The sequence below is a fragment of the Mesorhizobium sp. WSM4310 genome (assembly GCF_007003935.1).
Lineage (GTDB): Bacteria > Pseudomonadota > Alphaproteobacteria > Rhizobiales > Rhizobiaceae > Mesorhizobium.
Genome location: NZ_VFTA01000001.1, coordinates 219,522 through 242,304 on the forward strand (window position 1 = coordinate 219,522; position 22,783 = coordinate 242,304).

General features: G+C 64.1%; 16 protein-coding genes. 3 read left to right on the forward strand and 13 right to left on the reverse strand.

What is annotated here, in order from left to right:
- Positions 1-19: 19 nt before the first annotated feature.
- The 3 genes from FJV80_RS01030 (at position 20) to FJV80_RS01040 (ending at position 6,084) form a co-directional block, all read left to right on the forward strand.
- Entirely contained in the window at positions 20-1,162 is a 1,143-nt protein-coding gene (locus tag FJV80_RS01030) for an efflux RND transporter periplasmic adaptor subunit (RefSeq protein ID WP_095786692.1), read from the forward strand.
- A 242-nt stretch (positions 1,163-1,404) separates the two neighbouring features.
- The gene (locus FJV80_RS01035; protein WP_142875333.1) at positions 1,405-4,545 is read left to right on the forward strand and encodes an efflux RND transporter permease subunit; all 3,141 of its coding nucleotides are present in this window, start codon (positions 1,405-1,407) and stop codon (positions 4,543-4,545) included.
- Positions 4,546-4,734: 189 nt separating this feature from the next.
- Positions 4,735-6,084: an LLM class flavin-dependent oxidoreductase gene (locus FJV80_RS01040; RefSeq protein WP_095786690.1), complete on the forward strand. Its 1,350-nt coding sequence runs from the start codon at positions 4,735-4,737 to the stop codon at positions 6,082-6,084.
- 52 nt (positions 6,085-6,136) lie between these two features.
- Here the strand turns inward: FJV80_RS01040 and FJV80_RS01045 are convergent, their stop codons facing one another.
- The 13 genes from FJV80_RS01045 to FJV80_RS01105 all read right to left on the reverse strand — a co-directional run bounded on the left by FJV80_RS01045 (position 6,137) and on the right by FJV80_RS01105 (position 22,772).
- A complete protein-coding gene (locus FJV80_RS01045) occupies positions 6,137-7,846 on the reverse strand; it encodes an APC family permease (protein ID WP_095771146.1) in 1,710 nt (569 codons plus the stop codon).
- 256 nt (positions 7,847-8,102) lie between these two features.
- Complete coding sequence (locus FJV80_RS01050; RefSeq protein WP_142875334.1) at positions 8,103-10,472, reverse strand: aminomethyltransferase family protein; 2,370 nt, start codon at positions 10,470-10,472, stop codon at positions 8,103-8,105.
- Between the two features lie 265 nt (positions 10,473-10,737).
- Positions 10,738-11,364: a sarcosine oxidase subunit gamma family protein gene (locus FJV80_RS01055; RefSeq protein WP_142875335.1), complete on the reverse strand. Its 627-nt coding sequence runs from the start codon at positions 11,362-11,364 to the stop codon at positions 10,738-10,740.
- Positions 11,357-14,338, reverse strand: coding sequence for a sarcosine oxidase subunit alpha (locus FJV80_RS01060; RefSeq protein WP_142875336.1), 2,982 nt, complete (start codon positions 14,336-14,338; stop codon positions 11,357-11,359). Before FJV80_RS01060 ends, FJV80_RS01055 begins: the two co-directional genes overlap by 8 nt.
- Positions 14,338-14,613 carry a sarcosine oxidase subunit delta gene (locus FJV80_RS01065; RefSeq protein ID WP_140887637.1) on the reverse strand — a complete coding sequence of 92 codons (276 nt, stop codon included), beginning with the start codon at positions 14,611-14,613 and terminating at the stop codon, positions 14,338-14,340. The genes FJV80_RS01060 and FJV80_RS01065 overlap by 1 nt, the downstream gene beginning before the upstream one ends.
- A 16-nt stretch (positions 14,614-14,629) precedes the next feature.
- The gene (locus FJV80_RS01070) at positions 14,630-15,883 is read right to left on the reverse strand and encodes a sarcosine oxidase subunit beta family protein (RefSeq protein ID WP_142875337.1); all 1,254 of its coding nucleotides are present in this window, start codon (positions 15,881-15,883) and stop codon (positions 14,630-14,632) included.
- 36 nt (positions 15,884-15,919) lie between these two features.
- Entirely contained in the window at positions 15,920-17,227 is a 1,308-nt protein-coding gene (gene glnT / locus FJV80_RS01075) for a type III glutamate--ammonia ligase (RefSeq protein ID WP_095791252.1), read from the reverse strand.
- Positions 17,228-17,260: 33 nt separating this feature from the next.
- A complete protein-coding gene (locus tag FJV80_RS01080; protein ID WP_142875338.1) occupies positions 17,261-18,589 on the reverse strand; it encodes an FMN-binding glutamate synthase family protein in 1,329 nt (442 codons plus the stop codon).
- 6 nt (positions 18,590-18,595) lie between these two features.
- The gene (locus FJV80_RS01085; protein WP_142875339.1) at positions 18,596-19,327 is read right to left on the reverse strand and encodes a GXGXG domain-containing protein; all 732 of its coding nucleotides are present in this window, start codon (positions 19,325-19,327) and stop codon (positions 18,596-18,598) included.
- Positions 19,328-19,331: 4 nt separating this feature from the next.
- Entirely contained in the window at positions 19,332-20,228 is an 897-nt protein-coding gene (locus tag FJV80_RS01090) for a glutamine amidotransferase family protein (protein ID WP_142875340.1), read from the reverse strand.
- Positions 20,229-20,313: 85 nt separating this feature from the next.
- Complete coding sequence (locus FJV80_RS01095) at positions 20,314-20,643, reverse strand: hypothetical protein (RefSeq protein ID WP_142875341.1); 330 nt, start codon at positions 20,641-20,643, stop codon at positions 20,314-20,316.
- Positions 20,640-21,329 carry a hypothetical protein gene (locus FJV80_RS01100; RefSeq protein ID WP_185975109.1) on the reverse strand — a complete coding sequence of 230 codons (690 nt, stop codon included), beginning with the start codon at positions 21,327-21,329 and terminating at the stop codon, positions 20,640-20,642. Before FJV80_RS01100 ends, FJV80_RS01095 begins: the two co-directional genes overlap by 4 nt.
- Before the next feature lie 45 nt (positions 21,330-21,374).
- Entirely contained in the window at positions 21,375-22,772 is a 1,398-nt protein-coding gene (locus FJV80_RS01105; protein WP_095771136.1) for an amino acid permease, read from the reverse strand.
- Between the last annotated feature and the right edge of the window lie 11 nt (positions 22,773-22,783).

Consider the following 22,783-nt stretch of genomic DNA (forward strand, 5'->3'; position numbering starts at 1 on the left):
TCCAGTCGGGAGTATTACTATGTCCTTGTCCCATTCCATCATCCGCGGGTTGCCGGTCGCGGGCCTTGTCGTCGCGGCGCTCGCGCTTGCCGGCTGCAGCCAGGAGAAGGCCGAGGTCAAGGAAATCATCCGCCCGGTCAAGGTCGTCGAGATCGCCCAGGCGCATGACTCCCGCACGCTCTCCTATTCGGGGTCGGTGCGGGCCCGCACCGAAAGCGCCCTGGCTTTCCGCGTCAACGGCAAGATCACCGAACGTCTGGTCGACATCGGCCAGCATGTGGTGCCGGGCGATGTGCTCGCCCGCATCGATCCCACCGACTACGATCTGTCGGTCAAGAGCGCGCAGGCAGCGCTCGATGCCGCCGAACGGCAGGTCGAGACGACAGAGCTTGCGCGCAAGCGCGCCGAGCAGCTTTTCGCCAAAAACTTCGCGCCGAAATCGCAGCTCGAACAGGCGACGCTGACCCATGACCAGGCGGTCGCCACGCGCGACTCCGCCCGTTCCTCGCTCGACCAGGCCAAGAACCAGGTCGGCTATACCGACCTCAAGGCCGACAGGGACGGCATCGTCACGGCTGTCAACGCCGATGTCGGCCAGGTGGTCGGCTCCGGCACGCCTGTGGTCACTGTCGCGGTCGACGGCGAAAAGGAAGTTCTGATCGCGGTGCCGGAAATGGAGATCGCCGAGTTCAAGCCCGGCAAGTCGGTCAAGGCCGGGTTCTGGTCCGACAGCGCGCTGGCGCTGGACGGCAAGGTCCGCGAGGTTGCCGGCAGCGCAGATCCACAGTCGCGCACTTTCGCCGTCCGTGTCAGCCTGCCCAATGATCCACGTGTGCTTCTCGGCATGACCGCCAATATCGAGGCCTCGGCCGCCAACGAAAAGCAGCTGGTTTCGATCCCCTTGAGCGCGTTGGCGGAGAAAGACAGCCAGTCGATCGTCTGGACCGTCGATCGTGACGCCGACACCGTTCATGCCCGTCCGGTGAAGGTTGCCAAGTTCGCCGCCGATGGCGTGCGTGTGGCCGAAGGATTGAAACCCGGCGATGTCGTGGTCGCCGCCGGCACCCAGTTCATGACCGAGAATCTGAAGGTCAAGCTCGCCGGCGGCGTGGCGCAGCAATCCGCGTCCGCCGAGGGCGACGACGCCAGCCGGCTGCGCTGAGGACAGATAGGTCGGCCGCGCGTTGCCGCGGCCGCAGGTTTCCGGGCGGCGTGCGCCCGAAGGTTGAGACGTCACGGCCGATGTACCCCCGCATCGACCTAGCGTCCCACCGCGATGAGTGTCTCTCCGCTCGGAAAGCCTCGCCGCCCGGAAGCCAGATTGAACACGGATGATTTCGTTTCGCGCGCCCTGCTTCTTCGAAGCGCCAGGCGCCGGCAAACAAGCAAAGTGGACCTGCAACGATGACGACCTCCACTGAAGAAAAGCGGCCCTTCAACCTGTCGCGCTGGGCCATCGGTCATCCCTCCATCGCGCGCTTCCTGTTCGGGCTGATCATCATCGCCGGTGCGCTCGGCCTGATGCGCATGGGCCAGAAGGAAGACCCCGATTTCACCTTCCGGGTGATGGTCGTCCAGGCGATCTGGCCGGGTTCCTCTATCCAGGAGATGGAGGACCAGGTCGTCAACAAGATCGAGCGCAAGCTGCAGGAAACGCCGCATCTCGACTTCGTGCGCTCCTTCACGCGCGCCGGCAGCGCCATCATCACCGTGCAGATCAAGGGCGACACCAACGCCGCCGAGGTGACGGACGCCTTCTATCAGGTGCGCAAGAAGGTCGGCGACATTTCCGGCGACCTGCCGCAAGGCCTGCTCGGCCCCTATTTCAACGACGAGTTCGGCGACACCTTCATCACCCTGCATTCGATCAGCGGTGACGGCTTCTCCTATCCAGAGTTGAAGAAGTTCGCCATCCAGGCGCGCGACATGCTGTTGACCACGCCAGGCGTCGAGAAGGCCGTCATCATCGGCGACCAGCCGGAAAAGCTCTATATCGATGTCTCGTCCAAGGCGCTGGCCGAGCGCGGCCTGACGCTGACCGACCTGCAGAACGCCATCAAGGGCCAGAACAATGTCGATCCGGCCGGTGCCGTCGACACCGGCGTCAATTCGGTGCGCATCTCCGTCGAAGGCGACGTCACCAAGGCCGCCGACATCAGGGAATTGCGCCTGCGTGCCGGTGGGCAGGTAACCCGTCTCGGCGACATCGCCACCGTGACCTCCGGGATCGAGGATCCCTTCCAGCGCAAATACCGCTTCAACGGTCATGACAGCGTGCAGCTTGGTGTCGTCATGGCGAAGGGTTTCAAGGTCACCGATGTCGGCAAGGACGTCGAGGCGACCTACAAGCGCTTTGAAGAAGCGCTGCCTTATGGCGTGTCGGTCGACCAGATTTCCGACCAGCCGGGCGTCGTCACCGATGCAGTGGCCGAATTCATGCATGCGCTCGGCGAGGCGCTGCTGATCGTGCTTGTCGTCTCGTTCCTGTCGATCGGCTGGCGTTCAGGGCTGGTCATCGCCATCGCCATCCCGCTGGTTCTGGCCGCTACCTTCGCCATCATGTACGAGCTCGGCATCGACCTGCAGCGCATTTCGCTGGGCGCCCTGATCATCGCGCTCGGCCTGCTCGTCGACGACGCCATGATCGTCGTCGAGATGATGGAGCGCAAGCTTGAGGAGGGGCTGGTCAAGATCGAGGCGGCTAGCTTCGCCTATACATCGACCGCTTTCCCGATGCTGACCGGCACGCTCATCACCACCGCCGGCTTCATCCCGGTCGGCTTCGCCGCTTCCACGGCTGGCGAATATGTGCGCACGCTGTTTTATGTCGTCGGCATCGCGCTGATCGTCTCGTGGTTCGTCGCGGTCTATTTCACGCCGTGGCTCGGCAACATGATCCTCAAGCAGCGCAAGCATGCCGGCAGCCATCACGATGTCTTCGACACGCGCTTCTACCGCCGGCTGCGCTCGACCGTCGGCTGGGCCGTGCGCCACCGCATCATCGTTCTCGTCATGACGCTGGTGACTTTCGGCACCAGCCTGTGGGCGTTCCAGTTCATCCCGCAGAACTTCTTCCCGCAATCGTCGCGGCCGGAAATCCTCGTCGACCTCTGGCTGCCGGAAGGCACCAGCATCAAGGAGGTCGAGACGCAGGCCAAGGCGCTGGAAGCCAAGATGATGGACGACAAGGACAAGCGCTTCATCGCCACCTATATCGGCGAGGGCGCGCCGCGCTTCTTCCTGCCGCTCGACCAGCAGCTGCGCAACCCGAACTTCGCCCAGATGCTTGTCATGGCCAATGACGAGCCTGCGCGCGAGCGGCTGATCGTCAAGCTGCGCACGGTTCTGGCCGAGGATTTCCCCTCGATCCGCGCCAAGGTCGATCGCCTGTTCCTCGGACCGCCGACCGGCTGGCCGGTGCAGATGCGCGTCATGGGTCCCGATCGCCAGGAGGTGCGCCGCATCGCCGACCAGGTGAAGGCGAAATTCCGCGAGGATCCGCTGCTGGGCGCGGTGCATGACGATTGGCTCGAGCCGGTGCCGGCAATGAAGCTGGTCATCGACCAGGATCGTGCCCGGGCGCTCGGCGTTACCTCGCAGCGCATCCGCCAGATGCTGCAGGCGACCATGGCCGGTGCGCCGCTCGACGACTTCCGCGACGGCGAGGAGACGGTCTCCATCGTTGCCCGCGAGCCGGATGCCAGCCGCAGCCTGCTGTCCTCGGTCGATTCGGTCTACATCCCGACCGATTTCGGCGGTTTCGTGCCGCTGTCGCAGGTGGCCAAGGTGGTGCCGGTGCTGGAGCAAGGCATCGAGTGGCGCCGCGACCGCCTGCCGACGATCAGCGTGCGTGCAACGCTTCCCGATGGCGTGCAGTCCAACGACGTCGTCACCAAGATGTACAAGGACATGCAGGGCCTGCGCGACGGCCTGGCGCCCGGCTACAAGATCGAGATCCAGGGCGGTGCCGAGGATTCGGCCGAAAGCCAGGCGTCGATCGCCGCCAAGGCGCCGGTCATGCTGGCCATCATCGTCGTGCTCCTGATGATCCAGCTGCAGAACTTCGGCAAGGCGATGCTGGTGCTGGCCACCGGTCCGCTCGGCATCATCGGGGCTGCCGCCGCGCTTTTGATCAGCGGCGCGCCGTTCGGCTTCGTCGCCATTCTCGGCGTCATCGCGCTGCTCGGCATCATCATGCGCAACTCGATCATCCTGGTCGACCAGATCGACCAGGACATCGCCAGAGGCATGGAACGTTCGGAGGCCATCATCGGCTCGGCCGTGCGTCGTTTCCGGCCGATCGTGCTGACGGCGATGACGGCGGTGCTGGCGCTCATCCCGATCTCGCGCGCCGTGTTCTGGGGGCCGCTCGCCTACGCCATGATGGGCGGCATCGTGGTTGCCACCGTGCTGACCATCCTGGTGCTGCCGGCTGGCTACGCCCTGTTCTTTGGCCGCGAGCCGAAGAAGGTGGTGAACAATGAGCAGGCGCCCGAGCCAGAGTTGGCGACCGAGCGGCCGCAACTGGCCCTGGCCGCGGAATAAGGAGGTTTCATCGCATCATCCGCCGTCAGCTATGCCGGATGATGCGGTGTGACGGCTGGTCCGTCGCACCGATGAAAATGCTCCCCGCTGCCGATTTTGCAAAACAGAATTCCTTCCCAGGGCCGCAATGCGGTTCCATGTTGAGCGACACCGGAGCGGCAACGCTCGTCCTCATCAGGATGTCTTCCCATGGCAGAAAAACGGCAATTGCGGCTTGGCGCCTTCATGCGCCCGGTCAGCTTGCACACCGGCGCCTGGCGCTACCCCGGCGCCTATCCTGACGCCAATTTCAACTTCGCGCATCTGAAGCGCTTCGCCCAGACGCTGGAGGCGGCGAAGTTCGACGCCTTCTTCATGGCCGACCATCTGGCCGTGCTCAACATGCCGATCGAGGCGCTGCGCCGCAGCCACACCGTGACCTCGTTCGAGCCGTTCACGCTGCTGTCGGCGCTGGCCGCCGTCACCGATCACATCGGGCTGGTCGCCACTGCGTCGACGACCTTCGACGCGCCCTATCACATTGCTAGGCGCTTCGCGTCGCTCGACCATATCAGCGGCGGACGCGCCGGCTGGAACATCGTCACCACGTCCAACCCCGATGCGGCGCTCAACTTCGGGCTGGACGAACATGTCGAGCATGACGAGCGCTATCACCGGGCGCGGGAATTCTACGATGTCGTGACCGGCCTGTGGGACAGTTTTGCCGACGACGCCTTCATCCGCGACGCCGAAAGCGGGCTCTATTTCGATCCCGCCAAATTGCACGTGCTGGACCATAAGAGCGAACACCTCTCCGTGCGTGGCCCGCTCAACATTGCGCGGCCGGTGCAGGGCTGGCCGGTCATCGTCCAGGCCGGCGCCTCGGAAGCCGGGCGGCAACTGGCCGCCGAGACGGCCGAGGTGATTTTCGCCGCCCATGGCGATCTTGCCGCCGGGCAGCGCTTTTTTGCCGACGTCAAGGGCAGGGCACAGAAGTTCGGCCGCTCCCGCGACGACATCAAGATCCTGCCTGGCGCATTCGTCATCGTCGGCGACAGCGTCGAGGATGCGCGGGCCAAGCGGGCGAAGCTCGACAGCCTGGTCTATTACGAGAGCGGCATTGCCTCACTGTCGATCGCGCTTGGGCATGACGCGTCGGCCTTTGATCCCGATGCAACGCTGCCGGACATACCCGAGACCAATGCCTCGAAGAGCAGCCGCGAGCGCGTCATCGAGCTTGCCCGGAACGAAAACCTGACCATTCGCCAGCTTGCCCAGCGGCTGGGCGGTTATTCCGGGCTCGCCTTCGTCGGCACGCCGCAAACCATTGCCGACGAGATGGAGGAATGGCTGGTCACCGAGGGATCGGACGGCTTCAACATCATGTTTCCCTATCTGCCCGCCGGGCTCGACGATTTCGTCGAGAAGGTGGTGCCCGAGCTGCAGCGGCGCGGCATCTTCAGGCGGCAGTATGAGGGCTCCACGCTGCGCGAGAATCTCGGCCTGAAGCGGCCGCCCAACCGGTTCTTCGAGAAGACGACGATCCGCAAGGCCGGTTGACGAAAAGCATCGGGCGCGCCGAAGCGCCCCCGATGCTTCATAAGTCGGCCTGTCAGATGACGAATACCCAGTTTGCGATCAGCATCACCGCCACACCGGCGATCAGCGTCAGATAGGGCAGCATGCCCGCTTTCTTAACCGCGAGGTCAGCTCCCGTCATGCCGAGATCGGCCAGCATGTGGTCGGGGAATTTGCCCTTGTCCTGGATGTAGTGGCGGTAGCAGAACACTGGGATAATCAGTGCCGCGGTGATCAGCCCGGCCCACAGCGCCATCGGGTTCCATACCTTGGCGCCGGCGCCCATGAAGATCGCGTTGACATAGGCGAAGATCGCCCCGATCCCGAGAAGCCAGGTCGGCGCTTTCCACGGCCGCGCGATATGGCCGTTGTCGATGCGATGGATCCAGCCGGCATTGAGGTTGAGGAAGTTGAAGATGATGTAGCCGCAATTCGACACGGCGAGGATGAAGAAGAAGCTCGTCGCGTCGGCCGAGGCGATGGCCAGCACGATCAGGTTGAAGCAGAGGTCGGTCCACATCGCGCGCGTCGGCGCGCCATGTTCGTTGACGTGGCTGAGATAGCGCGGCAACCAGCCGTCGACCGAGCCCTGGTAGAGTGTGCGCGAGGAGCCGGCCATCGCCGTCATGATGCACAGCACCAGCGCCAGGATCATCAGCATCACCAGCAGGCTGTGGATAATCTTGCCGCCGCCGACCATGCCGGCCAGCGCATCCGCCACACCCGAGCCGTCGACGATCGGTGTCGCCAGCATGCCGTTCAAGCCCAGCACACCCTGGAAGGTGAAGGGCACCAGGATGAACAGAAGCATGCAGAGCAGGCCGGAATAGAAGATGGCCTTGAACGTGTCGGTGCCGGGGTTCTTGAACTCGGAGGTGTAGCAGACGGCGGTTTCAAAACCGTAGGTCGACCAGGCGGCGATGAACATGCCACCGAGCACCAGCGTCCAGCCGGCGATGTTCCAGGCGCCCGGGTCCGGCGCATAGGCGGCCGCCAGCGGCACCAGCGGCGAGAAATTGGCCCAGTTGATCTGTCCGGTGAAGATCGGCACGACGCCGACGATCAGCATCGGGATGATGACCAGCAGGCCAATATATTTCTGCACATTGGCCGTGCCGAGGATGCCGCGATGCTGGATCGAGAAGATGATCAGCATCAGCACCGCGCCGATGAAGAAGGTGGCGTTGAGCGTGAAGGAGACCGGACCCAGCGTGTGGCTGTACAGCGTCCAGTTGCGGATCGCCGGTGTCGCGGCCGCGGTCACCGCCGTGATGGCGTCCGCGGGCGCTGTTCCGGCATGCGCCGCTATATAGGCGACGACATCAGGCGAGGTCTCGGTGAACAGCGGCACCGGCGCCAGCGCGTTGAGGATATAGGCGGCGGCGATCGAGCAGCCGAGAGACAGCACCGGCGACCAGGCGAACCAGTTGCACCACACCGACAGCGGCGCGATGAACTTGGAATAGCGCAGCCAGGCGGTGGCGCCGTAGATAGAAGCGCCGCCAGACTTGTTTGGGAACAGGCCGGCGATCTCGGCATAGGTGAAGGATTGCAGGAAGCCCATGATCATGGACACCGTCCAGATCAGGAAGGCCAGCGTCCCGGTCGTGCCGGCGATGCCGCCGATCGAAAACAGGACCAGTGCCGGAACGCCGCTCGCCACCCAGAAGGCGCCGCGCCAGTCGATATGCCTGAGCAGCTTGCTTTCGGCAGGCTGCTCGAGGGCCGTGCTTATGGTGCTCATGTCAGTGACTTCCCCTTTTTCTCGTGTTCCCCGCCAGCGATGCCTCGGCTTTGCGAAGCTTGCTCCCCGGCACATGACCTGACGACTCCGGTGTTTCCACTCAGTCGTATTTTTTTCTTAGGAGTGAAGATTGATCCAGCGCGCTTTCACGTCAAGCGTTTTGTGACTCCGTGCACATCACGCTTGCGCGCGCAGGCGGCGATACGTCTCGCGGCACCTCTGACGCGCGCGGTTTTGCCTGTCCGGAGGGCAGCAATCAGGAGCGCGGCCGGGTCTTCTGCGGATCGTAATGGGCGAAGGCGACGACACGCGCCGGCAGCCGTTTGGCGTGGCCGTCGAGCTTGCCGATCTCGACCTCGGTACCAACAGCCGCGTGGGTGACGTCGAGCTTGGCCAGCGCGATGTTCTTGCCAAGCACCGGCGACCGCATGCCCGAGGTGACGACGCCGATCTGGGCGCGGCCGACATGCACGCAATCGCCATGGCCGACCGCGACATTGCTGTCGATGTCGAGCCCGACCAGTTTGTTCTGCGGGTTCTCTTTGCGGCGGATCAGCGCCTCGCGGCCGATGAAATCGTCGGTCTTGCTTTTCAGCGGCACGGTGAAGCCGATGCCGGCCTCGAACGGATCGGTCTGGTCGGAGAATTCGTAGCCCGCGAAGATCAGCCCGGCCTCGATGCGCACCATGTCGAGCGCTTGCAGGCCCATCGGCTTCAGCCCATGCGGCTGGCCGGCTTCCCAGATGGCGTCGAACACTTTTTCGGCGTCGCGCGGATGGCACCAGATCTCATAGCCGAGCTCACCGGTATAGCCGGTGCGCGAGACGACGACCGGAATGCCGTTGCCGCCGCCGATGCGGGCGACCGCGAAGCGGAACCATTCGAGCTCATCGATCGAAGGCTGCAGCGGCGAAGTCCAGATCACTTCTCTGAGGATATCGCGGCTTTTTGGGCCCTGTACGGCGACATTGTGCATCTGGTCCGTGGAGGAGCGCACCAGGACATTAAGCCCAAGCTTCTTGGCGGTCTCTCGCAGCCATTCGCCGGACAGATCGTCGCCGCCGACCCAGCGGAAATTATCCTTGCCGAGCCGCAGCAGCGTGCCGTCGTCGATCATGCCGCCATGCTCGTAGCACATGGCGGAGTAGACTACCTGGCCGACGCCGAGTTTTTTCACGTCGCGGGTCAGCGTGTATTGCAGCAGCGCTTCGGAATCCGGGCCGGTGACCTCGAATTTTCTGAGCGGCGACAGGTCCATGATCACGGCGTCCTGCCGGCAGGCCCAGTACTCGGCGATGGGCCCCTCCTTGGCGAAGGAGTTGGCCAGCCAGTAGCCCCTGTATTCCGAGAAATTGCGGGTGTGCTTGGCAAAGGACGAATGGAAGGAGGTCTCGCGGGTCATTTTCGGTTCCGAATCGGGCGTCATGCGTCTGGCGATCGCTCGCGAGAATTTGTGCTGGCCGGAATAGGTCCGCACATGGATGTCGGTGAGATCCCAGCCATTGGCCGGCGTCGTGTCGTCGGGGCAGGCGGAGGAGACGCAGACGATGTCGGTCAGCGCCCTGAGCAGCACATAGTCGCCCGGCCGCGACCATGGTTCGTCGGACACCATCACGCCATGCGCGTCGATGGCGGTGTTGAAGAAGAAGTTGATCGCCATCCACCCGGTGCGGGGATTGATGCCCTTGCCGGCCAGGGCGCCATTGAAATTCTCCGAGCAGTTGGTGTGGCCGGGATAGCCGATGTCGTCGTAATATTTCGCCGCACAGGCCAGCGCGAAGGCATCATGCCGGCCGCATGTGTCCTGCACCACCTCGACCAGCGGCTCCATGTCCTGGTCGTAATATTTGGAATGCAGGCCAGGCATCGGATAACTCGACCCCATCAGCGTGCGCGTCGTCGTCACGTCGAGCGGATGGTCGAGGCCCTTGTCCAGCTTGCGCGCCGAAAAGCACTGGAAGTCGGTGCATTGCCGGCCGTCGACATCGATGATCTGCAGATAGTCGCCGGCCTTGACGAAGTAGGATTCCGCCGTTGCCGAATGGACGCGCAGGTCGAGCACCGGATCGGCGAGGGGATCGGCTACCTGCGATTTTGTCTTCAGGCGGATCGTGGCGCGGCGCACGATGACGGTGAGCGGCGTTGCCGTGTCATGGCTGTCGACCAGCATCGGTCCGCCGGGCGCGGCGATGACCATCGAGCCGTCGCGCGTGACGGTGAAAGCCTGTTCGGTCCCGGCGGGCGTTGTGCTGCCGAACACGCGCAGCGCCTTTGCCTGATCGAGCACCACCTGCCGGCGCGCCAGCCCGCGGCGCAAGGATGCGAGACTGTCATCGCCTTCGGCGAGAAGCGCCTTGATGCCGGCGGCATTGCTGTTGGACTTTTCGCCGAAGATGCCGGGGTCGGTGGTGCCTGTGGTGTCCCAGGCCAGAACTTCGCAGGCCTGGCCGCCTTCGACATTGCGTACGGTGATGATATCGCCGGCCTCGACCTCGATCAGCAAAGCCCCGTTGCCCTGGATCGTGTAGCGCTCCATGCCCGGCGGCAGCGCGATCTGACCGGGCCTCAGGATGAGGCTCGGGCGCGGCGGTCCGGCTATGACGGTTGGGTAGGGCGACTGGCTCATCTCAGCCTTGCGGTTCGAGAAACAAGTTTGCCTGTGTGTGAAATTATTTTAGCAGCAAGAATAGCAGCGCGATTGCGTTTGGCAAGGCAGACCACCCCTTCTTCCTTCTCCCCTTGTGGGAGAAGGTGGATCGGCGCGCAGCGCCGAGACGGTTGAGGGGTGGGTGACGGAGTGCCGCCGGTGCCAAGCTGGAGCACCCCTCATCCGACCTCGCTTCGCGAGGCCACCTTCTCCCGCAAGGGGAGAAGGGAAAAGCGCGCAAGGGCTACGCCAGTTGCTCTGAATGCGCGATCGCCAGGCCGTACTCCGCAGCCGAGTCCAGCATCGTGTGCCAAAGGCTCTCGGCGAAGGTCGCGAACACCAGAATATTGAACACCGCCTGCCCATCCCCCAGGTCATTCCCACGCCAGAGCGTGACGCTGGTGTGATCCATCGACGTGGCCGCCGCCGCGCCGACGGCGAACACACCCGAATGCAGATCGATCGACGACAGCTTGGCCAACATCGCCCGCGCCTTGACGCCAGAAACGCTGATCAGCACACGGGCATGCGACTGGTCGGAGAGCGAAGCCGATTGCGCGAACGCTTGGCCAAGCGCCCCAATCGCGTGCTTGCCGCCCTTCGACAGGACAAAAAACTGATCAGGTCCCGACCAGATCAGCGTGGCATCCGAGCCTTGCACCGCCTGCGGTGTTTTCGGAGCCGCACTGCCGAAGCGTGCCTTCGCGGCCTTGGCCATCTCCGCCGCCTTGCCGCGCCGCGCCATCACCTGGACGAGGTCGAAATTGCGGATCTCGGTCAGCGTCACGCCGGCATCGCCACGCGCACCATACCGCCCCACCGCGAGCGCGCGATCGAGCGGACTGCGAACGTCCCAGGAAAACTCAGCCACGCTGGCGCCCTCCATCTGGATCATAGAAGACGGGATTGCAGAGCTCGACGTCATAGTCCTCGCCGCGTATCGGGTCATGCGCATGGACGATCTCGCCGATGCGCTCGCGTCCGCGCTCGACAAGCGCGAGCCCAATCCACTGGTCTGATGTCGGCGAGAAGCAGACCGAGGTGACATAGCCCTGGTCGTTGCCTGGCCCGGGCGTCTGCCCCTTCGGGATGATGTGCGCGCCCGAGCGCAGGCGGCGCGCTCTGTCCGTCGGCTTGATGCCGACGACGACCTGCCGGTCAGGCGCGACAAGCGCCTCGCGGCCGGCCATGACGCGGCCGATGAAATCTTTCTTGGTCGACGTCATCTTGCCGAGGCCAAGATCGGCCGCCGTCGTCGTACCGTTCAGTTCCGGTCCGGCTACGTGGCCCTTTTCGATGCGCATCACGCCGAGCGCCTCGGTGCCGTAAGGCGTGACGCCGAACGGCTCGCCGGCCAGCATCAGATTGCGCGCCATCGCCTCGCCGTAGCGTGCCGGCACGGAAATCTCGAACGCCATCTCACCGGAGAAGGAGATGCGGAACAGCCTTGCCTTGATGCCGCCGCGCAATGCGACTTCCCGCGCGCCCATGAAGGGAAAACCTTCATTGGAAAGGTCCTCCGCCGGGTCGACGATCTCCTTCAGCAGGCCGCGGGTTTTAGGGCCGGCGATCGAGAATTGCGCCCACTGGTCGGAGACGGAGGTCAGCTGCACGTCGAGTTCGGGAAACAGCACCTGCCGGCAGAATTCGAGGTGCTGCATCACCAAACCGGCCTTGGCGGTCGTGGTGGTCAGGAAATAGTGGTCCTCGGCCAGCCGCGACGTCGTGCCGTCATCATAGACGATGCCATCCTCGCGCAGCATCAGCCCGTAGCGCGCCTTGCCGACGGCGAGGTTGGAGAAGGTGTTGATGTAAACGCGGTCGAGGAAGGCGCCGGCATCGAGACCGTGCACGTCGATCTTGCCGAGCGTCGAGACATCGCAAAAGCCGACGCCGCTTCGCACGGCCTTGACCTCACGGGTCACCGATTCCAGCCAGTCCTTCTCGCCAGCGCGCGGATACCATTGCGCGCGTTTCCATAGGCCGGTGTCGACGAAGACAGCACCCTGTTCGGCGGCCCAGTGATGCGACGGCGTCAGCCGCGTCGCGTGGAACGTCTCGTCGCGATGATGGCCGGCAAAGGCGCCGATGGCGACCGGCACGTAAGGCGGCCGGTAGATGGTCGTGCCAGTCTCTGGAATGGATTTTCCGGTCACCGCTGCCATGATGGCTAGGCCGGCGACATTGGACGTCTTGCCCTGGTCGGTCGCCATGCCGAGCGTCGTATAACGCTTCAGATGCTCGACCGATTCAAAACCCTCGCGCTGCGCCAGTTCGATGTCGGAGGCGGTGACATCGTGCTGGTAGTCGACGAAGGCCTTGCCCTTGCCGGCGACGTGCCAGAGCGGCGTCAGCGAGAATGCCTCGTCGTTGGCAACAGGCGCGGTGCCTGCCTTGCCACTATGTCCGGCACCATGTGCCGCTGCCACGCCGGCGGCAAACCCTTTGGCGAGGCAGGCGCCAAGTCCGAAGTCGCCGTTGGCCGCACCGGCTGCGACCATGCCGGGAGGCGCGCCGTCGGGCACGAAGGCAGCAATGTCGTCGCGCCATTTCGGTCGGCCGCGATGATAGGAGGTGAGCCCGACCGCCGGATTCCAGCCGCCGGAAACCGCGAGCCCGTCGGCCTCGACTTCGGCGCGCGCGCCGCCGGTGAGCGACACTGCGATTTTCCGAACACCGTCCTTGCCGCCGTCAACGCCGCTGACGGAGCCGTGCAGCACCGTGAAGCCATTCCTGGAGGCCAGCGATCGATGTGACGGCGAAACGTCCGGCCGCGCGTCGATCACCGCCGCGATCTGCAGCCCGGCACCAAGCGCGGTCTCGACCGTGCGCCAGCCATCCTCATTGTTGGTGAACAGCGCGATGCGCTTTGCTGGAACAGCGGCATAGCGTCCGACATAGGTTCGCATCGCCGAAGCCATCATCACGCCGGGCGTGTCGTTGCCGGCGAAAACGATCGGCCGCTCAAGGGCGCCGGCCGCGACCACACAGCGCTTGGCCACGATGCGCCACATCCGCTGGCGCACCTGATGTTCGGGCGGCGAGGGCATATGGTCGTTGACCCGCTCCAGCGCGCCGTAGGTGCCGCCGTCATAGACGCCGAACAGCGTCGTGCGGGTCAGGATGCGGACATCGGGCATTGCCGCCAGTTCAGCCAGCGCCCGCGACAACCATTCGGCGGCCGGCAGGCCATCGATCGTGCCGCCATCCGACAGCAACCGGCCACCGAACGCAAAATCCTCTTCGCACAGGATGACGCGGGCGCCGCTGCGGCCGGCGGCCAATGCTGCCGCCAGACCGGCCGGACCGGAGCCGGCGATCAGCACATCGCAATGCGCCCAGGCCTTGTCGTAGTGGTCCGGGTCGGCAACACCGGCGGCACGGCCAAGACCGGCGGCGCGGCGGATCGCCGGCTCGTAGATGGCTTCCCAGAATTTCGCCGGCCACATGAAGGTCTTGTAGTAGAAGCCGGCGACGAAGATCGGTGCGAACAGCTGGTTCACCGACATCACGTCGAAGCGCAGCGACGGCCAGCGATTCTGGCTGGCGGCCTCGAGGCCTTCGTAAAGCTCGGCCGTCGTCGCCTTGGTGTTCGGCTCGCGCCGGGCACCGGTGCGCAGTTCGACCAGCGCGTTGGGTTCTTCCGAGCCCGCGGTCAGGATGCCGCGCGGGCGATGATACTTGAACGAGCGCCCGACCAGCTTGACGCCATTGGCAACCAGCGCCGACGCCAGCGTGTCGCCCTCGAAGCCGGAAAAGCTCTTGCCGTCGAAGCGGAAGTTCAGCGGCGCCGAGCGGTCGATGAGGCCGCCATTGTTCAGCCGGTTTGTCTGCCCACCGGCCATCACGCGCCAACCTTCGCCGCACCGGCACCCGCTGCCGGTTCGATCGCCGAAATCTCATGCGTCAGCGTGTTGCGGGTGACCTTCAGCCACGCCCGGCAGCCGCCGCCGTGATACCAGTTCTCGCTCATCACGCCGGCGATGTTGTCGCGCAGATAAACATAATCGTAGACAGCATCTTCACCGGCACCCGCCGCCGGCCGCACCGGTTTGGCGTCGCCGAGATAGGTGAACTCGCCGAGTTCGCGTTCGCCGCAGAAGGGACAGACAATGCGCATGATTTTCCGGCCGTCCTCAGTGCAGGTTCGGTTGGGCGCCCTGGCCCTTTTCGTCGATCATGGCGCCAGTCCGGAACCGGTCGAGGCGGAACCGTGCAGCTTCCTCGTGCGGCGTGTCGCGGGCCAGCAGGTGGGCGAAGACGAAGCCTGAGCCGGGCGTCGCCTTGAAGCCGCCATAGCACCAGCCCGCGTTGAGATAGAGGCCGTCGACCGGCGTCTTGTCGATGATCGGCGAGCCGTCCATCGACATATCCATGATGCCGCCCCACTGGCGCAAAAGCCGCACGCGTCCGATCATCGGCATCAGCGCCATGCCGCCCTCGCAGACATCCTCCATCACAGGCAGATTGCCGCGCTGGGCGTAGGAATTGTAGCCGTCAATGTCGCCGCCGAAGACAAGGCCGCCCTTGTCCGACTGGCTGACATAGAAATGGCCGGCGCCGAAGGTCATGACATTGGGGATCAACGGCTTGATCGCCTCGGAGACGAAAGCCTGCAGCACATGGCTTTCGATCGGCAGGCGCAGGCCCGCCATTTCAGCGACGCGTGACGAGGAGCCGGCGACCGCCATGCCGACCTTGCCGGCGCCGATCCTGCCTCGCGAGGTTTCGACACCAGTCACCTTGCCGTTGGCGTCCTTGACAAAGCCGGTCACCTCGCAATTCTGGATGATGTCGACGCCAAGCCCGCTCGCCGCATGGGCATAACCCCAGACCACGGCATCGTGCCGCGCCGTGCCGCCGCGCCGCTGCAGCAATCCGCCTTGCACGGGAAAGCGCGCATTGTCGAAGTTCAGGAACGGCATCATCTTCTTGACCGCAGCGAGGTCGAGCAGTTCGGCGTCGATGCCGTTGATGCGCATGGTGTTGCCGCGCCGCGCATAGGCGTCGCGCTGCGCGTCGGAATGGTAGAGGTTGATGACGCCGCGCTGGCTGACCATCGCATTGTAGTTGAGGTCCTGCTCCATCCGCTCCCACAGCTTCATCGACAATTCGTAGAAGCCGGTGTTGCCGGGCAGGCCGTAATTGGAGCGGATGATGGTGGTGTTGCGGCCGGCATTGCCCGAACCGATCCAGCCTTTTTCCAGGACCGCGACGTTCTTGATGCCGTATTCGCTGGCGAGGAACCAGGCGGTGGCCAGGCCGTGGCCGCCACCGCCGATGATCACCACGTCGTAGCGATCCTTCGGCGTGGCGTCGCGCCAGGTGCGCTGCCAGTTCTTGTGGCCGGAAAGGGCGGCACGGGCGAGCGAGAAGATCGAGTATTTCATACGTTCATTCCGAGGTCGCTCGCACCGGCAGGACGGCTATATGTCCAGCGTGTGGTCGCGCTCCCATTGCGTGAAGTGCGAAGCATAAGAATTCCATTCCTGGTGCTTCAGCTTTAGGTATGCCGACGAGAATTCCTCACCCAGCGCCGCCTTGAGTGATTTGTCCTTGTCGAACTCGCGCAGTGCGTCGAGCAGGTTCAGCGGCAGTTTCGGAGCGCCCTTCACCGTGTGGCCGTGCTGGTACATGTCGATGTCGTAGCGCTTGCCGGGATCGGCCTTCGAGCGGATGCCGTCGAGGCCAGCGGCAATGATCACAGCCTGCAAGAGATAGGGGTTTGCAGCACCGTCGGGCAGGCGCAGTTCGAAGCGGCCGGGGCCCGGCACGCGCACCATGTGGGTGCGGTTGTTGCCGGTCCAGGTCACCGTGTTCGGCGCCCAGGTCGCGCCCGAAATCGTGCGCGGGGCGTTGATGCGCTTGTAGGAATTGACCGTCGGGTTGGTGATCGCGGCAAGCGCGGAGGCATGCTTCATGATGCCGCCGAGGAAGTTCTTGCCCTTGGCCGACAGGCCAAGCTCCATCGAATTGTCGGCGAAGACATTGGTCTTGCCCGCCTTGTCCCACACCGAGATGTGGGCATGGCAGCCATTGCCGGTCAGGCCCTGGAAGGGTTTCGGCATGAAGGTGGCCCGCAGGCCGTGCTTCTCTGCCACCGACCTGACCATGAACTTGAAGAAGGAGTGCTTGTCGGCGGTGGCGAGCACGTCGTCGAAGGCCCAGTTCATCTCGAACTGGCCGTTCGCGTCCTCATGGTCGTTCTGGTAGGGCCCCCAGCCGAGCGCCAGCATGTGATCGCAGATCTCCGCGATGACGTCGTAGCGGCGCATCACCGCCTGCTGGTCGTAGCAGGGCTTTGACGCAGTGTCGTATTGGTCAGAGATGACGCCGCCGTCCGGCGAGATCAGGAAGAACTCGGCCTCGACGCCGGTCTTGACATGCATGCCGTCGCCGGCGGCCTCCGCGATCAGCCGCCTCAACGTATTGCGCGGCGTCTGGTCGACCTCCTTGTCGTCCATGACGCAATTGGCGGCGACCCAGGCCACCTCCTTTTTCCACGGCAACTGGATGACCGAGTCTGGATCCGGCACTGCCAGCATGTCGGGATGCGCCGGCGTCAGGTCCAGCCAGGTGGCGAAACCGGCAAAGCCGGCGCCATCCTTCTGCATGTCTGATATCGCCTGCGCCGGCACCAGCTTGGCGCGCTGGCCACCGAACAGGTCGGTGTAGGAAATCATGAAATATTTGACGCCGTTCTTTTTGGCGAAAGCGGCGAGATCGTTCCCCATTATAATTCCTCGCTTATGTCTTTGGATGCTGTCTTAGAAGCCGTTCTTCCCCGGTATCCAGTTGGTGCCGGCCAGCGGCACGCCGGCCATGGCGGCTGCCTCGATCGTCAATGCGACGAGGTCCTCGGGTTCGAGATTGTGCAGGCTGTTCTTGCCGCAGGCGCGGGCGATCGTCTGCGCCTCCAGCGTCATCACCTTCAGATAGTTGGCCAGCCGCCGTCCAGCAGCCACAGGATCGATCCGCTTCATCAGCTCCGGGTCCTGTGTGGTGATGCCGGCAGGGTCGCGGCCTTCATGCCAGTCATCATAGGCGCCTGATGTGGTGCCGAGCTCGTTATACTCCGCCTCCCAGCGGGGATCATTGTCGCCGAGCGCGACCAGCGCCGCCGTTCCGATGGAGACCGCGTCGACGCCGAGTGCCAGCGCCTTGGCGACATCGGCGCCATTGCGGATGCCGCCCGAGACGATCAGCTGCACCTTGCGGTGCATGCCGAGATCCTGCAATGCCTGCACTGCCGGCCGGATGCAGGCGAGCGTCGGCTGGCCGACATTTTCGATGAACACTTCCTGCGTGGCGGCCGTGCCGCCCTGCATGCCATCGACGACGACGACATCCGCGCCGGCCTTCACAGCAAGCGCGGTATCGTAATAGGGGCGGGCGCCGCCGACCTTGACGTAGATCGGCTTTTCCCAGTCGGTGATCTCGCGCAGCTCGAGGATCTTGATCTCGAGATCGTCCGGGCCGGTCCAGTCGGGATGGCGCGAGGCGGAGCGCTGGTCGATGCCTTTCGGCAGGGTACGCATCTCGGCGACGCGGTCGGAAATCTTCTGGCCAAGCAGCATGCCGCCGCCACCCGGCTTGGCGCCCTGGCCGACGACGACTTCGATGGCATCGGCACGGCGCAGGTCGCGCAAATTCATGCCGTAGCGCGACGGCAGATATTGATAGACCAGTTGCTTGGAATGGCCGCGCTCTTCCTCGGTCATGCCGCCATCGCCCGTCGTGGTCGACGTGCCCGACAGCGTCGCGCCACGGCCGAGCGCCTCCTTGGCCGGACCGGAGAGCGAACCGAAGCTCATGCCGGCAATGGTGATCGGGATCTTCAGCTCTATCGGCTTCTTGGCATGGCGCGAGCCGAGCACGACACTGGTGTCGCAGCGTTCGCGATAGCCTTCGAGCGGATAGCGCGAGATCGAGGCGCCGAGGAACAAAAGGTCGTCGAAATGCGGCAGCTTGCGCTTGGCGCCGGCGCCCCTGATGTCATAGATGCCGGTCGCCGCGGCGCGGCGGATTTCGGAAAGCGTGTAGTCGTCGAAGGTCGCGGATTTGCGCGGCGTCGTCGGCGGGTTGCGATAGGTCATGCTGCCTCAATACGCGTCGGCGTTGTCGATATTGAAATTGTAGAGGGTGCGCGCCGAGCCGTAGCGCTTGAACTCCGATGGCTTGACGCCGGTGACGCCGGCGCGGTCGAGCAAGTCCTGCAGCAGTTCCAGATGCTCGGGCCGCATCTCCTTGGCGATGCAGTCGGCGCCGAGGCTGTCGACCTTGCCGCGCACGAACAGCCGCGCCTCGTAGATGGAATCGCCCAGCGCATCGCCGGCATCGCCCAGCACCACCAGATTGCCGGACTGCGCCATGAAGGCCGACATGTGGCCGATATTGCCGTGCACGACGATGTCGATGCCTTTCATCGAGATGCCGCAGCGCGACGACGCATTGCCTTCGATGACCAGCAATCCGCCCTTGCCGGTGGCGCCGGCATATTGGCTGGCATCGCCTTTCACGATGATCGAGCCCGACATCATATTCTCGCCGACGCCGGGCCCGGCCGAGCCGTGCACGGTGATGGTGCTGCCGGAATTCATGCCGCCGCAATAATAGCCGACGCTGCCGCGCACATCGATGGTCACGGGCTGGTCGACGCCGACGGCAACCGAATGGCTGCCCTTCGGGTGCAGCACTTCCCACGCCGTTTCGTTCGAGCCGGGCGTCAGATTGTGCAGCGCCTGGTTGAGCTCGCGCAGCGAAGACACATCAAGATCGAAGATCCGCGAGGCGTGGTCGTGGGCCGCCGCCTTTGAAAGTTTGGTTGCCGTCATGAACTCAATGCTCCCAGAAATAGACGGTTGCGGGTTCCGGTTCCCAGACCCTCGCATTGTCTATGCCGGGCAGTTTGGTCAGCGCGCGATATTCCGAGCCGAAGGCGACATACTGGTCGGTTTCGGCCATGACGGCGGGCTTGCAGGCGATCGGGTCGCGCACCACGCCAAAACCGTTCTTGGTGCCGACGACGAAGGTGAAGAAGCCGTCGAGATCCGAGAGCGTGCCTTCCAAGGCTTCGCCGAGGTTCTTGCCATGCGCCATCTGGGACGAGAGATAGGCGGCGGCGACCTCGGTATCGTTCTCGGTCTCGAATTTCATGCCTTCGCGGATCAGCTCACGGCGGACATTGTTGTGGTTCGACAGCGAGCCATTGTGCACCAGGCACTGGTCGGCGCCGGTCGAGAAGGGATGAGCGCCCATCGTCGTCACCGCCGATTCCGTTGCCATGCGGGTGTGCCCGATGCCATGCGTGCCGGCCATCTTGCGGACGTCGAAGCGATCGACCACCGCTTCCGGCAGGCCGACTTCCTTGTAGATCTCGACGACGTCGCCGGCGCCCATGATGCGGATGTCGGGGCGAAGTGCCTGGATGGTCTCGCGCGCTTCGTCGATCTTGGCCGGCGTCGTCCGCACGACGGCGTGCGTCGACTTGACCGCAATGCTCACCGGCGCACCGATGGCCTTGGCAAGCTCGCTATCGAGGTCGCGAAAATCGCGCCCGGGCTTCGCCGACTGGATGGTGATCTTGGCTTCATTCCTGGAAGGCGCGCCATAGATGGCAATGCCCGCACTGTCGGGCCCGCGATCGCTGAGCGATACCAGCATCTCCGACAGCATCGCGCCGAGCTTGGGCTCCAGCGACTTGTCTTTCAAAAACAGTCCGACAATTCCACACATGTCAGCCTCCCGGCGTTTGTAGCTAGAAGATGATGTATCGAATGAGTCCCGCAAATTCAATCATATGAAAAAAATTTTCCTCTAGTTACGTATGGGGCGTAATGCCGCCATGCGAATTATCGCTGCCCTGCGTGGCATTGTGAACCCACCGGGCATGGCGGATACGGGCGAGCTTGTAGGCGTCCAGGATGGATAGCGCATAGATCAGGAAGCCGCCGGCGTGACGGCCGATGAAGCTGGCGTCGGGCGGCGCGATCTTGGCGGTCACCCATGCCAGGATCACCATGAAGAAAAGGAACTGCAGCCCGCGCACCGGCACGCCCAGAATGACATGGCCGCTCGCCGGCAGCACGATTGACGCGCCGAGGACGAGATAAGGGCTCACCGGCGCCGGCTGCGTGTTCGAACCGGTCATGCGGCTTGCCGTTCGCTTCGGTTGATGGCGTCGCGCAGCGCCGAGAGCGAGGTGAGCAGCCGCTCGATCAGCCCTGGATCGATCTGTGCCCCACCGAACGCGGCCTGCCGGAAAACGCCGTAGCGCGCCCGTTCGGCCTCGGCCAGCAGCCACACGATGCGCACCCCGTTTGGCGTGATCAGCAGCTCCTTGGCGCGCCCTTCCGAAAAGGGTTGCAGATGATCGGCAATGATGCCTTGCGGGAACCGCGTGCCGCGGCGGTCGGTCCGCAGCACCGCCTCGAGGGGAAATCCCGGAGCCTTCGGCAGCGTATGCTGTAGATGGTCGAAATTGGAGAAGGTCGTCGGCGAGCCCGGCCGCATCATCATGTCGAAGGTCGCTGGGACCGCGACCTTTTCGGTGATCGAAACGCTGAGCCAACGCGCCGGCAGTTTTCGTGTCGCCAGCGTGTCGACGATGGTGCGCAACTGAACGCGCCGGCCGTTCCACGACCCTTCCCAGGTGACAACACCGGCGGTGCCGTCCGAAACATCAGCGGCGTCGGCGACAATGGTGCGTATGCGTGCTTCGTCGGCGGCGAGCGCCGCCAAGGCCCTGTTGCGGCTGCGCCGTGCCAGCCACGCAAGATGGAGGGCGAGAGCCAGGACAATGGCCCCGGCGAGCAGTGCTGATGTCACTCCGGACATTTTGTCATGTCCGGCCCGCCAAGGATCGGGGCAGGCCGTCTCCCATCAATAGCCCTGCGGTTTCGGCCACGGCATGGTGAACTGGTCGCCGCGCCGCACGAATTTGTAGCGGTAGAAATGGAACCACAGCGAGATCAGGAAATAGAAGATGGTCATCGCGATCAGCTGTGAGCCGAAACCGAGGAAGATGGCGAAGAAGGTCACCACGCAAAGGCAGAACAACACGATCGCCGGCAGCGGATGGAAGGGATGCGTGTAGCCGCGGCGGATCGTGCCGAGCGGCCACTTCTTGCGGAACATCATGATGTTGATGCTCATGAAGGTGTATTGCAGCACGCCCGACAGGATCGAGAACGTGATCGCCTGGTTGAGGTCGGCAATGAAGGCGAAGGCGAGCGCGATCGGCAGCAGGAACAGGATCGAGCGGTAGGGCGTGCGATATTTCGGGTGCACGGCCGAGAACCAGCTCGGCAGATAACGGTCGCGGCCGAGCGAGAACCATGCGCGCGCCGCATCGTTGATGCAGCCATTGGCGGAAGCCAGCGCAGCCAGCAGCGTCGCGATGAACAAGAGGTTTTCCAGCAGCGGACTGCCGGTGAGCTTGCCGGCGTCCCACAGCGGATAATAGGTGATGCCGAGATATTCCCAAGGCATCAGCGAGGCGCAGACATACCAGGTCATGGCGGCGGCGATCAAAAGCGTGATCATGCCGGCCATCGTGCCGTAGGGCAGCGAGCGGGCCGGCGAACGCACTTCCTCGGCCGCCTGCGTGGTGCCTTCGATGCCGAGATAATACCAGATGCCAAACTGGAAGGCGGCGATGACGCCGATCCAGCCATAGGGCAGCGCATTGCCCGGCGTCACCAGCTCGTTGAGCTTCAGCACCGCGCCTTGCGTCCACGGGCTGACCGAGAAGAACAGGATGACGATCGAGATATAGGCAATTGCGGTGATGACGAAGTTGACGTTGAGCGTCATCAGCACGCCGCGATAGTTGAGCCAGGCCAGCACGACGATGGTGGCGGCGATGAATGAATTGTGGGTGAGCCCTTCGACGCCGGCCTTGGCGACGATGGTGTCGCCGAGCAGGATGGCGTCGGAGACCTCCAGCATCGTGTACGCGAAGACCAGGAACAGCGCGACGTTGAAGGCCATCAGCGGCCCGACAATATGCTTGGCCTGCGCATACTGGCCACCGGCAGCCGCCACCGTCGACGTCACTTCGGAATCGATCATGGCGACCGAGGTGTAGAGCAATCCTACGATCCAGCAGACGATCAGCGCGGCGAGCGCGCCGCCCTTGTCGGCCGAAAAATTCCAGCCGGTGAATTCACCGACCAGAACGATGCCGACGCCGAGTGCCCAGACATGGGCCGGGCCGAGCACCCGCAGCAGTGAAACCCTGTCGCCGTGAATTGCCGGTTCAAGTACGGTCGTCGTCATTGTTCGTCCCC

Excerpts from the sequence above, each read along its gene's own strand:
- FJV80_RS01030 (WP_095786692.1), top strand. The coding sequence starts at position 20 with ATGTCCTTGTCCCATTCCATCATCCGCGGGTTGCCGGTCGCGGGCCTT.
- FJV80_RS01035 (WP_142875333.1), top strand. The coding sequence starts at position 1,405 with ATGACGACCTCCACTGAAGAAAAGCGGCCCTTCAACCTGTCGCGCTGG.
- FJV80_RS01040 (WP_095786690.1), top strand. The coding sequence starts at position 4,735 with ATGGCAGAAAAACGGCAATTGCGGCTTGGCGCCTTCATGCGCCCGGTC.
- FJV80_RS01045 (WP_095771146.1), bottom strand. The coding sequence starts at position 7,846 with ATGAGCACCATAAGCACGGCCCTCGAGCAGCCTGCCGAAAGCAAGCTG.
- FJV80_RS01050 (WP_142875334.1), bottom strand. The coding sequence starts at position 10,472 with ATGAGCCAGTCGCCCTACCCAACCGTCATAGCCGGACCGCCGCGCCCG.
- FJV80_RS01060 (WP_142875336.1), bottom strand. The coding sequence starts at position 14,338 with ATGGCCGGTGGGCAGACAAACCGGCTGAACAATGGCGGCCTCATCGAC.
- FJV80_RS01065 (WP_140887637.1), bottom strand. The coding sequence starts at position 14,613 with ATGCGCATTGTCTGTCCCTTCTGCGGCGAACGCGAACTCGGCGAGTTC.
- FJV80_RS01070 (WP_142875337.1), bottom strand. The coding sequence starts at position 15,883 with ATGAAATACTCGATCTTCTCGCTCGCCCGTGCCGCCCTTTCCGGCCAC.
- glnT (WP_095791252.1), bottom strand. The coding sequence starts at position 17,227 with ATGGGGAACGATCTCGCCGCTTTCGCCAAAAAGAACGGCGTCAAATAT.
- FJV80_RS01080 (WP_142875338.1), bottom strand. The coding sequence starts at position 18,589 with ATGACCTATCGCAACCCGCCGACGACGCCGCGCAAATCCGCGACCTTC.
- FJV80_RS01085 (WP_142875339.1), bottom strand. The coding sequence starts at position 19,327 with ATGACGGCAACCAAACTTTCAAAGGCGGCGGCCCACGACCACGCCTCG.
- FJV80_RS01090 (WP_142875340.1), bottom strand. The coding sequence starts at position 20,228 with ATGTGTGGAATTGTCGGACTGTTTTTGAAAGACAAGTCGCTGGAGCCC.
- FJV80_RS01095 (WP_142875341.1), bottom strand. The coding sequence starts at position 20,643 with ATGACCGGTTCGAACACGCAGCCGGCGCCGGTGAGCCCTTATCTCGTC.
- FJV80_RS01100 (WP_185975109.1), bottom strand. The coding sequence starts at position 21,329 with ATGTCCGGAGTGACATCAGCACTGCTCGCCGGGGCCATTGTCCTGGCT.
- FJV80_RS01105 (WP_095771136.1), bottom strand. The coding sequence starts at position 22,772 with ATGACGACGACCGTACTTGAACCGGCAATTCACGGCGACAGGGTTTCA.